Annotated in this window: 13 protein-coding genes and 1 tRNA gene; 11 read left to right on the top strand and 3 right to left on the bottom strand. The window is 41.4% G+C overall.

The window, feature by feature from the left end; translation table 11 throughout:
• Nucleotides 1-146 precede the first annotated feature (146 nt).
• The 9 genes from H5164_RS07655 (at nt 147) to H5164_RS07695 (ending at nt 8,699) form a co-directional block, all read left to right on the top strand.
• Nucleotides 147-2,297 (top strand): M3 family metallopeptidase, encoded by a 2,151-nt coding sequence (locus tag H5164_RS07655; protein WP_182696803.1) that lies wholly within the window; start codon nt 147-149, stop codon nt 2,295-2,297.
• A gap of 198 nt (nt 2,298-2,495) precedes the next feature.
• Nucleotides 2,496-2,585: transfer RNA gene (locus H5164_RS07660), tRNA-Ser, on the top strand.
• Between the two features lie 699 nt (nt 2,586-3,284).
• Nucleotides 3,285-3,734 carry a hypothetical protein gene (locus H5164_RS07665; protein ID WP_124015201.1) on the top strand — a complete coding sequence of 150 codons (450 nt, stop codon included), beginning with the start codon at nt 3,285-3,287 and terminating at the stop codon, nt 3,732-3,734.
• 103 nt (nt 3,735-3,837) lie between these two features.
• Complete coding sequence (locus tag H5164_RS07670) at nt 3,838-4,635, top strand: alpha/beta hydrolase (RefSeq protein WP_310736177.1); 798 nt, start codon at nt 3,838-3,840, stop codon at nt 4,633-4,635.
• Between the two features lie 81 nt (nt 4,636-4,716).
• Nucleotides 4,717-4,920: a hypothetical protein gene (locus tag H5164_RS07675; RefSeq protein WP_182696808.1), complete on the top strand. Its 204-nt coding sequence runs from the start codon at nt 4,717-4,719 to the stop codon at nt 4,918-4,920.
• 522 nt (nt 4,921-5,442) lie between these two features.
• Nucleotides 5,443-7,005 carry a peptide MFS transporter gene (locus tag H5164_RS07680; RefSeq protein WP_182755456.1) on the top strand — a complete coding sequence of 521 codons (1,563 nt, stop codon included), beginning with the start codon at nt 5,443-5,445 and terminating at the stop codon, nt 7,003-7,005.
• Between the two features lie 299 nt (nt 7,006-7,304).
• On the top strand, nt 7,305-7,763 hold the full coding sequence (locus tag H5164_RS07685) for a nuclear transport factor 2 family protein (protein ID WP_182696810.1): 459 nt from the start codon (nt 7,305-7,307) through the stop codon (nt 7,761-7,763).
• A gap of 13 nt (nt 7,764-7,776) precedes the next feature.
• On the top strand, nt 7,777-8,238 hold the full coding sequence (locus H5164_RS07690; RefSeq protein ID WP_182723596.1) for a DUF1499 domain-containing protein: 462 nt from the start codon (nt 7,777-7,779) through the stop codon (nt 8,236-8,238).
• Nucleotides 8,239-8,507: 269 nt separating this feature from the next.
• Nucleotides 8,508-8,699 carry a DUF3185 family protein gene (locus tag H5164_RS07695; protein ID WP_124015207.1) on the top strand — a complete coding sequence of 64 codons (192 nt, stop codon included), beginning with the start codon at nt 8,508-8,510 and terminating at the stop codon, nt 8,697-8,699.
• Between the two features lie 149 nt (nt 8,700-8,848).
• On the opposite strand, the gene H5164_RS07700 is transcribed toward H5164_RS07695, so the two are convergent.
• A complete protein-coding gene (locus H5164_RS07700) occupies nt 8,849-10,612 on the bottom strand; it encodes a flotillin family protein (protein WP_182755458.1) in 1,764 nt (587 codons plus the stop codon).
• Between the two features lie 97 nt (nt 10,613-10,709).
• On the bottom strand, nt 10,710-11,351 hold the full coding sequence (locus H5164_RS07705) for a YqiJ family protein (protein WP_124015209.1): 642 nt from the start codon (nt 11,349-11,351) through the stop codon (nt 10,710-10,712).
• A gap of 369 nt (nt 11,352-11,720) precedes the next feature.
• Between H5164_RS07705 and H5164_RS07710 the strand changes: the two genes are divergently transcribed.
• Together H5164_RS07710 and H5164_RS07715 are read left to right on the top strand one after the other, a co-directional pair.
• Nucleotides 11,721-12,464, top strand: coding sequence for a sulfite exporter TauE/SafE family protein (locus tag H5164_RS07710; RefSeq protein WP_182755460.1), 744 nt, complete (start codon nt 11,721-11,723; stop codon nt 12,462-12,464).
• A gap of 139 nt (nt 12,465-12,603) precedes the next feature.
• Entirely contained in the window at nt 12,604-13,233 is a 630-nt protein-coding gene (locus H5164_RS07715) for a flavin reductase family protein (protein ID WP_182755462.1), read from the top strand.
• A 233-nt stretch (nt 13,234-13,466) separates the two neighbouring features.
• Here the strand turns inward: H5164_RS07715 and H5164_RS07720 are convergent, their stop codons facing one another.
• Nucleotides 13,467-13,973 (bottom strand): glycine cleavage system protein R, encoded by a 507-nt coding sequence (locus tag H5164_RS07720; protein ID WP_182696816.1) that lies wholly within the window; start codon nt 13,971-13,973, stop codon nt 13,467-13,469.
• Between the last annotated feature and the right edge of the window lie 227 nt (nt 13,974-14,200).

The following is a 14,200-nucleotide window of genomic DNA, read 5'->3' on the forward strand; positions in this document are numbered from 1 at the left end:
TATTAAGTTATACCAACTGATGAGCAACCGCTTATTTTTGAGTTTGGTACGATTTCATTACGTTTTTATTGTCACTATTCAGCCACGCAACACATTTTGAATAGGCATACAAACACCTAAAAGGGCCAAGACCCAAGGATATTACAATGCGTAAAACACTTATTACCACTGCAGTTAGTGCTGCATTGATGCTCAGCGCGTGTTCAGAGCAATCAGCAAACACCTCAGCGGCAGCCGAAACAGTAGAAGCATCAACCATGACCCAAGCACCAGCAACTGCTGAAAACGTTCTGTTAACACCAAGCCCTTTACAATACATGGCTCCTCAGTTCGACAAGATAACCACCAGCGAATACTTACCAGCATTTGAGCAAGGCATAAAAGAACATAATGCTGAACTCGCAGCAATTACTAATAACAGTGAAGCGGCCACATTCGACAATACTATTGTTGCACTTGAAAAAACCGGTGCGATTTTAGATCGCACTCAACGGGTATTTTTCAATCTGTCAGGGCTCATTTCAGATGACAACTTCACCAGTATTGAAGAACAAATCGTACCGAAACTAACGGCACATCAAGACAATATCTATCTTGATGATAAGTTATTTGCTCGCATTCAAGCGGTTTATAAAAACAAAGCAACATTAACTGGTGAAGACTTACGTTTAGTTGAAGTGTATTACGACCGTTTTGTCCGTGCCGGCGCTAAACTGTCTAATGCAGACAAAACTAAAATGCGTGAATTAAACGGTGAATTGGCTAAATTTGAAACCAGTTTCTCGCAAAACGTATTGAAATCATTTAAAGATGACGTCATCGTCGTGACAGATAAAGCCATGCTAGATGGCTTATCAGACAGTGACATCGCTTCATTGGCCGCTGCCGCAAAAGATGCTGGCAAAACTGGCTACATGATCACCTTAGTCAACACCACCACTCAGCCGCTATTGTCTAGCCTCAAAAACCGCGATTTACGTAAACAGCTATGGGAAACTTCAGCTTATCGCGCCATGGACACTAACGCGCCATTAAACATCAAAATTGCTCAACTGCGCGCACAAAAAGCTGAACTACTCGGCTACCCAACATGGGCTGCTTATTCTCTTGGCGACCAAATGGCCAAAACCCCAGAAGCCGTTTACGAAATTCTCGACGATTTAGCCCCTAAAGCACTGGTTAAAGCAAAAGTGGAAGCCGCTGATATTCAAGCTGAAATCGTTAAAGACGGTAAAGACTTCAAACTTGAGCCATGGGACTGGGCTTACTATGCTGAAAAAGTTCGTAAAGCCAAATATGACCTAGATGACGGCCAAGTTAAGCCATACTTTGAAATGAATACCGTATTAAACGACGGTTTATTCTTTGCAATGAATAAGCTTTACGGCATCACGGTAAAACCTCGTACTGACTTACCTGTGTGGCAAGAAGACGTCACCGCATATGAAATCTTTAATAAAGACGGTAGCTCTATTGGTTTATTCTATTTAGACCCATACGCGCGCCAAGGCAAGCGTGGCGGTGCATGGATGGATGAGTTAGTCAGCCAATCATTCTTGAAAGGCACTAAGCCTGTTGTCTACAACGCACTGAACATTCCAAAGCCAGCCGACGGTCAACCAACGCTAATGACATTCGACGAAGTGAGCACCATGTTCCATGAATTTGGGCATGCTATTCACGGGTTATTCTCACAAGTTAACTATCCAAGCCTTGCTGGTACGTTAACAGCTCGTGACTTTGTTGAGTTTCCATCACAAGCAAACGAAGACTGGAGTATCGACCCACAAGTGCTAGCCAACTACGCTAAGCACTATAAAACGGGCGAACCTATTCCAGCAGAGCTACTGGCTAAAGTATTAAAGTCGCATACCTTTAACCAAGGTTTCGGCACAGTTGAATACTTAGCAGCAGCCTTACTGGATATGGAATGGCACTCAATTACTTCAGATACTGAAATCACTGACGTGGCAACCTTTGAAAAACAAGCACTCGCAAAACACGGTTTGGATTACACACCAGTGCCTCCTCGCTATAAAACCACCTACTTTAGCCACAGCTTCGGTGGCGGTTACTCAGCAGGTTACTACGCGTACTTGTGGACTGAAGTTTTTGCCGCTGACGCGTTCTCTTACATGATGGATAACGGTGGATTAACCTTAGAAAATGGCCAAAAATACCGTGACACTATTTTGTCAAAAGGTAACAGCCAAGATCTGATGCAAGACTACATCGACTTTACTGGTAAGAAACCATCAACGGATGCTTTATTAAAGCGTCGTGGTTTAGTTAACTAGGTATTATTGTCGTTACAGCAGCCTCTCTTGTTGGCAATTCGCCAGTAAGAGAGGTCAGTAGCGAAAGCGCGTTAAAGACTAAAAAGGGTAAATATTGTGCAAACGCGAGCCTTTTTGTGTCATTTTGCACATTTGTTGTGCCATCGAACACATCAAGGCTTTACATTTTCGCCAATACCCTTATTATTCACCGCGTTCGGAGGGATGGCAGAGTGGTCGAATGCACCGGTCTTGAAAACCGGCAACGGTTTATCCCGTTCTAGGGTTCAAATCCCTATCCCTCCGCCACATTCAATGAAAAAGCCTTATCAGAAATGATAGGGCTTTTTTGTGTCTGTAACATTTGAACCCAAGGTTCCTATTTATTACAAGCAAGCTATCACTCCGCCACATTCAACGGGAAAGTCTCATCAGCAATGATGGGGCTTTTTTGTTATAGAATCAGCTTTTTTGATTACTGCGTAATTACACGAGAATTTTAATGTTTTCAGTTTGTGTTAATTCATTCTTTACATAGTTTATGTATTCATTTAACGCTATATGCCGCATTCCTAAATGTAATTCAGTGTAATCGCTGAGGCATACATGCTGACTTTATTTATTGAGAAATAGTTACTCGAAGTATTGGGTACTTTTCTATACAAACCATTATTTACTGGCTAGATTGTGCTTAACAGAATGAGCTGATTTTATATACAGGTATAAATAGATTTTGCTTAAGTAAAATCAAACCACTCATTAGGTAAGCCTAAAGTCGTAATGTAGATTTATTTCGAAAAGTATAATTGATTGATAATATTGCAAATAAATATTATCGCTTATTTTTCAAACGACATTAACGCGCAACCTCGGTTGAGTTGGAATGTTGAGAGTATTTTATCACTTTACATCAAAGATATAGAGAATGTAGGATGATATAAATCAATAACTTGAATAGCGGACTTTATCGGGAGAGCCGTTCAATAATCTGTTATGCAAAGTGGGTAAATGACCAAATTTTGGATTAATCATAAAATCGATATTGTCATTTTAGCTGTAATACTTTTAAGTATATCGGTTTGGTTTTTTCATGTCTGGTCAGATGAAAATATCGAAGAAATAGATTTAAGTAATAGCGCTATCTCATGTGAACTAAATGGAAAGTTTAGTACCTATTCAGTTCGATTTTCAAAAAATGGCACAGACTATTTCATGACTAAAAAATACAATTTTTGCGAATTGTACAGAGATGAAATACGTGGTAAATCAATAAAGGGGGAGTACCTTAAAGGTAATAACCTGTTGAAAAAGATTGAGGTCGATGGTGCTAGCTATCATGAGCAGTTAGCACTTAGTGCTTACTTTTCTGGCCTACTATTAGCATCGCTCTGCTGGGTATTTATTCGAACCCCCATAAAGTGGGTTGCACTTAAAATGCATAACAAGACTCTAAATTAAGATTTACCATGTCTGTCATACCATTTGCTGAGCAAATCGCCCGCCAGCACATGGTTCACTTATTAGAGGGGCGTTACTGTTTTGAGGAGCAGATTTGAAATTCATTTCATTAATTGGCATTGCATTATCGTTCTCACTAGCGGCACAACCTAACCTGATTAACGTTAATGAGTTTCAACTTGAATACGAAGTTGCTGGGCTGGGTAAGCATACCGTTTTATTGGAAGCTGGTGGTGGTGCAAGCATGTCTGATTGGGATACTGTTTTCAACCGAATAGCAGAGCATGCAACGGTCATTCGCTATTCTAGAGTTGGTAATGGCAAATCAACAGTTATTAAGCGTCATTTTACGTCGAATGATTATGCAGACTACGCTAGTGAACTTTTAGTTAATTTGAATATTAAACAGCCTGTCATTTTGGTCGCTCATTCATATGGTGGCAACATCGCAAGAGACTTTGCAACTGCTTATCCAAAACAAATAAAAGCGCTCTTATTGTTAGATCCGTCCTCTGAACATGATGTTGATATATTGCGGGCCATTGATTTAGAAAAAGCGAACCGAGAAATTGCTCAAATCAAGCTAGATGATATGGCTAATGGTATGTCAAACCAATATCTCGATTTTTGGAGTAAAAGACCGCTTCCTGATTATCCACAGATCAAAGATATACCCGTAACGGTTATTGCCTCTGTCAGGAAAACAAAGAATCCTGCTAACTTGTTTTTTACCGATGAAGGCAGAAAAATGTGGGGGGAACTGTGGCAAACTTGGGCTGGTGCATTTCCACAGGGGAAAACTGTTCTAACAGAAAAAAGTGGCCATTTTGTTCAGGTGGATGAACCTGAGCTAGTTGTAAATGAGCTTTTAGCCTTGATGCAAAAGCTGGACAAACACTAACAAGTAAAGGCAACTGATGCGCACCGTGCAGCAGCTTTAAGCATTATGTTTTTTGTAGTTTCAATTAAAAGGGAGTTTATTATGGGAGGTATAAGTATTTGGCAAATTTTGATTATTCCTGTTTTTATAATATGGATGTTGCCTTGGATACTAGCTTTAGTTTCTAAGAAAGCAAAAGGTGCACAGAAAGTAATTTGGTTTCTAATGTCGTTTTTTATATCCTGGATAGGGTATTTTGTTTATTACTTTGTTGTAATCAAAGAACTCCCAGAAAACAACACATAACAAGAGACTATGGCTCAATAACTATAACTATAACTATAACTATAACTATGATTCAGCTTTAGCATTTCTGACTGAACATCATTTTTATGGCGACATTAGATAGACAATTTACTCATTCAATACCCCTGCAACCCGCGTATACAGGCGTCTTAGAAATAGGAAATACCTCCCCGATTCGCCGCATTAAAGACGAAGGGCTCATCAGCAATGATGAGCCTTTTTTCATTTGACGAAAGATAGGACTTTTAACCCATGGGTTCCTCTTTATGTAAGCAAGCTATCCCTCCGCCACATTTATCGAGAGAGCTCAGTTGTGAACATTGTTTTTTGGATTGAGCCATTTGAGTCCAGAAGTTTCTATCTATTAAAATTGAACCAACAAAAACCTTAAGATTAACTGAAATTGAAAAGTTGATTTGTAACAAAATCTGTTTTTACCATTATCTACCATTGGTTTGCTTTGGTTATCGCCTTATACTTTTGAGCTCAAATATTAAAACAACAATGTTGGAAGCAAGCGATATGACTATTGGGACTGCTCCGGTAAGTAAAACACATTCATTTATGACTGTGTCCCTTATTGAATTATGGGAACGCTTTGGCTATTACGGCATGCAAGCGCTGATTGTGTACTTTATGGTGCAGCGACTTGGCTTTGATGACTCTCGCGCGAACTTAGTGTGGAGTGCCTGTGCGGCGCTCATTTATGTATCACCGGCGATTGGTGGCTGGGTTGGGGATAAGATCCTCGGCACTAAACGCACTATGCTCCTCGGTGCAGGGATTCTGTCTCTGGGTTATGCGCTAATGGCAGTACCCACTGAAAATACTTGGTTTATGTTTTCAGCACTCGGTGTGATTGTAGTCGGTAATGGCCTGTTCAAACCAAATGCCGGTAACTTAGTTCGTAAGATTTACGAAGGTGATGATTCTAAAATTGACAGTGCATTTACCATCTATTATATGGCGGTAAACGTCGGTTCGACCTTCTCTATGTTATTGACACCTTGGATTAAAGATTACGTTAATGCCGAGTATGGTAACGAATTTGGCTGGCATGCGGCCTTTGCCGTGTGTTGTGTCGGTATTTTGGTAGGTTTAGGCAATTATGCACTCATGCGTAAAAGTTTAGCCCACTTTGGTTCAGAGCCTGATACGCGCCCAGTAAACAAAAAAAGCCTTGCCATCGTATTGGCGCTAGCTGCATTGTCGGTTGTCGCTTCGGCCATTATTCTTGAATATGAAGCGGTTGCCCGTGTCTTCGTTTACACCGCTGGTGTAGCGGTATTGGCAATCTTCTTTCACTTGATCCGCACCAGCGAAACCAGTGAACGAGCAGGACTGATCGCAGCGCTGATCCTCACAGTGCAAACCGTGTTCTTCTTTATTTTCTATCAGCAAATGTCGACTTCATTAGCGTTGTTTGCCCTGCGCAATGTGGACTGGGATTTCCAATTCTTTGGTACCCATTTATGGACTTGGTCACCAGCCCAGTTCCAAGCATTAAACCCATTATGGATCATGGTGTTAAGCCCTGTACTTGCGTGGAGTTATTCGTGGGCGGGTCGCAATAATAAAGACTTCTCTATCGCGGCGAAATTTGCCCTCGGTTTTGCAGTAGTGGCTATCGGCTTCTTTATCTATGGCTTTGCTGATCAATTTGCCGTCAATGGTAAAACCTCTTCATGGATCATGATCTGGGGCTATGCCTCATATTCTTTAGGTGAATTGCTGGTGAGTGGCCTTGGTCTTGCGATGATTGCCCGCTACGTGCCAGCGCGTATGGGCGGCTTTATGATGGGAGCCTATTTCGTCGCCTCTGGTATTTCACAGTATCTGGGCGGTGTGGTCGCTAACTTCGCCAGTGTGCCGAAAGATTTAGTTGATCCACTGCAAACCTTGCCTGTGTATACCAGCCTATTTAATAAACTGGGTATCGCAGCCGTGGTTTGTACCTTTATCGCCCTTGCCGTATTACCGCTGATGCGTCGCCTGACGGAGACTCACAACTCACATAACACAGTTATTGATGATGTTGGTGACAAAGCAGCTGCATCGCTACGTGATGTAAAAGCCGAGCAGTAATGCCGAGCTGACAAAGCTTTATTGAATAAAAATCAACTGCCGATAAGCCATGCTCATCGGCAGTTTTTTTATGACTTAACTCATCTTAAAAAACCTACCGTCATTAAATCAGCCTCTTTCCCCTGTTAATTGTCATAAAAGGCTATCGTTACTTAACCTAAAAGCCGTTATGTTAATGACCTAAAGGTTGGCGGCGATGTTAGCCGGCCAATAATATTAAGCTCAATGTTATGCTGTCCGAACTCAACATTAGTACATATCCTGAGTTCAGGTGACTTACTCTCAAGGAGTCGATAGTAATGAAAAAAATCTACTTAGTTTTATTAACCTTGGTTTCGATGTCATCGGTTGCAGATGATGGCGGCTTAGCTGACCAAATGAAAGCGCTTGATACCGCGGTGTTTGACTCATTTAATCATTGTGAAAATCCTGAAGAACTGCAGAAACATGCGAGCTACTTTGCCACTGATGTCGAGTTTTATCATGATAATGGCGGAGTAACCTGGGATCGTGACACCATGATCGCCAATACGAAAAATAATGCCTGTGGCCATTACACTCGAAAGCTGGTTGAGGGCTCTTTTAACGTCCACCCGATTAAAGATTTTGGGGCGATTACCGAAGGGGAACATATCTTTTGTCACAATAAAACCAACCAATGCGAAGGTAAAGCTGACTTTGTCATGGTTTGGCGTAAAGTAGACGACAAATGGCAAATAACTCGAGTATTAAGTTACGGTCACCGTGAAAATAAATAAAAGGATATTAATAATGTACAAACAGATTTCAATTATCACACTCAGCATGATGCTGTTAATGGGCTGCTCTGGCACTGTACCGACCTTAGGCATCAATAATAGCCAATTGACCCCCTGCCCTAATTCGCCAAACTGCGTTAATAGCCAACAAACCTCAGCAGATGAAGAGCACGCTATCGCACCGCTGTATTTCAGCGGAACCCAGCAGCAAGCACAAGTGCGCCTGTTACACATACTCAAGACTGCAGAGCGTGCCAATATCGTTGTGGTTGAGGACGATTATATTCGCGTAGAGTTTACCTCGCAGATAATGCGCTTTGTCGATGATGTGGAGTTTTACTTCCCATCAACCGCAGCGGATAAAATAACCATACATGTTAGATCAGCTTCGCGTATTGGCAGTTCTGATTTTGGGGTGAATCGTGAGCGAATAGAAAAAATCAGAGGTGAATTTAATGCCTTTAAACCACAATAGAAATCACCAAAATCATTTATAGAGGTATTGATACAGCCAGCAATGACTTAGCTTATAGCAGTATTATTTGAACGACAATAACTCGATACACGCGAGCATTTATCTGCTCATTAACGAAAACTATCTGTAAATGTACCTTTTAAATGTCCGTTTTTCGTTTGCAGCGTCAGTCTTATGGCTAATAATAGAGGCTATTAACATTGGTCTATTCAACTAGGTCTATTCAACTAGGTCCATCAAGGATAACGTCATCAGAGTCTGGAGTAAGAATGAATAATAAAATTATCGGAATTGTGCTTGTCATTGCGGGTATTTTTTTAGCTTTGTGGGGCTACAATATTTATGATTCAGCGAGCTCTCAATTTACTAGGGCATTAAGTGGTGATACACCGATAGAAGCATGGGCAGGAATGGCAGGGGGTATCATTTGCGTGTTAATTGGTATCACAAAGCTAAAGTAAAGCCATTTTACCCGCGTGACTGATTTATGGTTTATCGCGGTGTGATGCTCATCAGTCAGGTAAATAATAAAAAGCGTCTATCGACGCTTTTTATTATTAATAGATCAAGATAACAACACTCTGTTATGTAAACCCTCAGGGTAATCAGCTTATTGGGCTGGATTAACCCCAGGGGCAACTTCATCGACACTAAAGTCTGTTTTGGCCGATTGAATGGCATTAATCGCTTCAGATGTCAGTGTATTATTGCCTGTCAGTAGGTCGTTTAAATTACCTGACTCTGCATTAACTAGCCCCAACTCGCGCAGCATGGCATCGACAACAGGTGCATTGGCACGATAATTTAGTGCCGCGGTTGTCACTTGCTCAGCAATACCACCTTGCGATGCGTTACTCTCACCATTGCCAAACTGATTACCCGTACCATAGCCTTGTAAAATCTTAATGCCTTCGATGTTTTCCAGTGGTTTAACCGCTTGTGCGACAATTTCAGGTAAGGCTTTTAATATCGCTAATGATCTTTGTAAGGCAATTTGTTCGTTGCTCAGTACGTTTTCAGCTTCGTACTGCGCCCGCTTACCTGCCGCTTCTACTGCATAGATTTTCTCATCGGCTGAGGCTTTGAGCATCTTAGCGTCTGCACTGGCACGCGCTTCAATTAAAATGGCACTCGCTCTATCTTCCGCGGCAATTTTTTCTGATTCCGCTCTCACAGTAACACCTACTGCGTCGCGCTCAGCTTCTTTGCGAGCGTCAATAACTTCGATGTCTTTACGACGATTAGCTTCAGCAGTTTGGCGCGCAGTAATCACCGCTTCTTCTTTTTCTACCTTAGTTTTTTCCGCTTCTGCGGCGCGAGCACGGGCGGCAGACTCTTCTTCTGACTTAGCGGCTACGGCAATGCGTTTGTCTTGTTCTGATACTTCGATATCGCGTTGCTGCTGAATGCGTGACTGTTCAATAGACTTATATTTTTCAATTTCGCGGGTTTCGATGTCTTTGGTTTTTTCAATTTCAGCGGTTTCAATTGCGCGCTCTTTAGCAATTTCGGCTTCACGCTCTTCGCGGGCTTTGTTTTCTTTTTGTTTAATGATTTCAGCTTTTTGATCGGCACGTTTAAATTCAAGTGACTGCTGCTGCGCGAGGCGTGCTTCTTCTTCCGACTTTTCAATCTCTAACGATTCTTTTTCCGCTTCAAGATTACGCTGTTCAATTTTGATGCGGTTTTCTTGTTGAATATCGTTGGTTTCTTTACGTTTTTCTTCAATAATTTTAGCTAGACGTGCCCGACCTTCGGCATCAAATGCATTATTTTCATTAAAGAATTGCAAGTCAGTTTGATCAAAACCCGTCAGTGAAACAGATTCGAGTTCTAAACCGTTTTTCTCAAGATCGTTGGCGACATTATTCTGCACTCGCTGAACAAAGTCAGCGCGCTGCTCGTGCATTTCGGTCATGGTCATTTCGGCTGCCACGGTACGTAATACGTCGACAAACTTTGATTCCATTAATTTTTTGAGTTCTTCAACACGATTAGTACGAGTGCCTAAGGTTTGTGCCGCCATAGAAATCCCTTCGGCATTCGGCGCTACTCGTAAATAGAAGTCGGCTTTTACGTCCACGCGCATTCTGTCTTTGGTGATCAGCGCATCTTTTTGGTTTTTTTCGACTTCAATACGCAAGGTATTCATGTTGACCGAAATCGTTTCGTGCAGCACTGGCAGCACAATTGCGCCACCATCTTTAATGATTTTCTCACCGCCAAAGCCTGTTCGCACAAATGCCATTTCTTTGCTGGCGCGTTTATACAGTTTGGCAAAAATCAGTCCTATTACAATCAAACCTAATATAACTAGGCCTGCAATTAATAAGATAAAGCTGCTTCCAGAATCAAAGCTTGTTAAGGTTTCCATTTAATGTCCTTTTAAATACAACAGAGTAATTCGATCATGTCAGCACAATGCAATGGCATGACCGTTTGAAAATATAGAGTGATTATTATTAAGTTAACTAAATTTGTGCAGCCGTCCACACCTTGCCTTTGCGAGCTAACAGTACAACTTCCGCGCCTCGGACAAATTCAATGCCTAGGCGTTCTGGCTCAACTAATACATAGTGTTTTTGTTGAAATTCGTCACGTGCCACCGCCTCTGTAGGCATGCCTTTAACTGCACGCCCCTGAGTAATGGTAGCGACGCAACCGACAAGAGAGTCAACAGAAATAGCCGAGGTTTCATTTTTAGGAAGAATATTGGCAACAGCATTGCCGAGGAAGTGGCTAGAAATAAGCGTAATAATAAACGCGATAGGCACAGTGATAAGTTGCGGCAGTAGTGCTGCTGAGATTTGTAAGCTAGTAAAGTTAATCACATAGCCTGCAATCGCAAAGCTACTTAATATCAATACCAGCCAAATAAGCAGCGGTAAACGATCAAGACACAACCAGCCCAATAAACCTGTCATACCGGTGATAGACGTTTCAGCATCCATATCGACATCAGTATCAATATCGACTGATAACGAGTTGTCTAACGCGCTAAAAATGCTTAAACCAGCAATCATTGCGATAAGCTCAAACGTGCCCAACATGATCACTATTACCAGTGCAATTGAAAAAGGCACATTTCCATGAGCGCTCAAAAATGCCAGCATTGTTCCTCCATTAACGATGTGAATTCCATTTATTCGTAAATTATCACGTTATTTTGCAATAGGATATCAGGCAATAACGCTTTTCAACATAAAACTAAAATTAACCAACATTATTGTCTCACATCATAATAAATTAATTGCACCCACAAGGGTAAATAGATAATTATTGATCAGTACAATAACGCCCTAGGGTAACTATTCGCTCAATTAGATCATCGCGCATTTCTCCTAAGTTGAGATTAAATATGCTATTCACCAGCTGAGCATATACCATTAGGCAGTGATATTATCTTTCCCTAATAATCCAAATTGCCAATTCTAACTATCTACTATTAATTGCCAATAATCATGATTGGCGCAGGAGTGTCGGTGTTAACAGATCCATTATTTTGGTTAGTGGCTATTCCAGCAGTATTAATCACAGGTATATCAAAATCAGGTTTTGCTGGTGGTGCTGGCGGGTTAACTGTGCCGTTATTAGCATTAGCGATTAGCCCCGCAACCGCTGCGGCAGTGATGCTACCCTTGCTCGTTTATATGGACTTTTTAAGTGTACGCTCGTGGTGGGGGAAGCAAAATACAGCACAATTGTGGATTTTATTGCCTGCTGCTATCGTCGGTATTGTGGTGGCTTATCTATTATTTGATCAACTTAATGAACAATACTTACGCGGTATACTTGGCGTGATTTCATTAGGGTTTGGCATCTACGGCCTCACATTAGGTGAATGGTCACAACGAAAACCATCCGCGCTAATTGGTAGAATGTGCGGCACCATTGCAGGCTTTACCAGCTTTGTTGCCCATGCGGGAGGACCACCATTAAATGCCTATCTGATCCCACTGCGTTTAGCTAAAACAGAATACTTGGGAACTGCCGTAGTGTTTTTTGCGGTGATAAATTTAGTTAAGTTAATTCCCTATAGTATGTTGGGGCAAATTAACCTGAGCAATTTATTAATCTCGGCATCATTAGCGCCTATCGCTTGGATTGGCGTAAAATTGGGACTACGCATCCAGGATAAATTTGACGAAAAACAGTTTAAAAAAATCATTCTTAGCTTAATGATCATCGTTGGTTTGCGATTACTATGGACGGCATTTAACCCGTGATAGTAAAGGTCACCATTAGGCTAATAAAGTCATCATATGGATCTGATAGTATGAATTTAATGGGGCTGATTTACTGATATTATTGCCACTAACCTACTTGATACCATCAGACACGTTTAACAATAAAACAAGGTAAGATATGAGTACTGATAACCGCTACTTTTATGAACCAAGCAAAGGCCATGGTCTGCCACATAATCCACTCAATGCCATTATAGGCCCGCGACCAATAGGGTGGATTTCTTCTCGTAATGCTCATGGCCAACGCAACCTTGCACCTTATAGCTTCTTTAACTGTTTTAACTATGATCCGCCAATTATCGGTTTTGCCAGTGTCGGCTGGAAAGACAGCGTGGCTAATATCGTTGAAACTGGCGAATTTGTGTGGAACCTCACTACCCGTAACCTAGCAGTACAAATGAATCAAACATCTGCCGCACTTCCTCATGGTACTGATGAATTTGAATTTGCCGGATTAACGCCAATAGCAGGTAATATTGTTAAGGCCGATCTTATTGCACAAAGTCCTGTTAGCTTCGAATGTAAACTGTCGCAATGCATCCAACTAACGGCAGCAAATGGTGACAAAATTGATAGCTGGTTAGTGCTCGGAGAGGTTGTGGCAGTGCACATTGACAAGCACTTACTCAGCGCTGAAGGTATCTACCAAACCGCATTAGCAGATCCGGTATTTAGAGCCGGCGGCCCATCGGCTTATTATGGTATTGCTGAAGAATTACGCTTTGATTTGCACCGTCCAACGGTGTAATTGCCGCAGAGCCTCATCAACCAGGTTGTCATTGGCAGCCTGGCTGATGGCGACACAGCCAATAAAACCGTCAATGCCGTCAATAAAGCATCACTGCCTTAACCCAAGGCCAAAGCAGTGATTAAAGCCAAGTACGGTTCAAAAAGCTACCGTCTTTCTCGCTATATGTTTATTTTCAATATGATGGTTTACATCTTGAGCTAAATCCATAGTGGACGTTAGTTCAAGGTATTTTAGTCTTCTATGCCGATGCGAATATTGTCGCTTAAGGTTTCAAGTTGAGAGACTAACAACGCGATGGTTACATTCTCAGGTAATCTTAACGTCATCTTGGCACTATATACCGTTTTGCCTAAACTGGTTACTTGCACACGGTAGCATTCTTGGTGATCAACACTGACATCAAGATCCGCTAAAATTTCATTAATATCATGAGTTAACCCTGAACGGTCACTGCAATCTAAAGTGAGCTTACACTCTTGAGAAAAATGTATCGATTCACTTTCAAATTCAGCATACACAAAGGTTAGTTGGCTAAACTTCTGCTCTAATGTTTGTTTTAATAGCGTTTCTTTATCTGCATCTATCATCACCCGCATCATTGCAACAAATTGCCCATCGAGTTTAATGACTTTACTGGTCTCCCAACTTGCGCCAATTTCACGGCTTACCTGAGCAAGTGATTGCAAAAGATTGGGCTGTAAAGTCCCTAAGACCGTCGTAATAAACTTATGCTGCATATAACCTCCGATGATAAATAAACCAAAATAATGTTGGCCTATTTGATGTAGTTTTAGTTAACACCTCACCACAGACTAACTAGCAGTAGAAATTTAGTCTGTGGTCTGGGGCACAAATCACACGTTTGATACAAAATAGGTCATAGATACTGACTTTAGCGCATTTATCCTATTCGTTAATTCGAGCAGAGGTTAACGATTAATTTACAGTAAATATTGTTTTTGCA

The organism is Shewanella sp. SG41-3 (assembly GCF_014164545.1).
Lineage (GTDB): Bacteria > Pseudomonadota > Gammaproteobacteria > Enterobacterales > Shewanellaceae > Shewanella > Shewanella vesiculosa.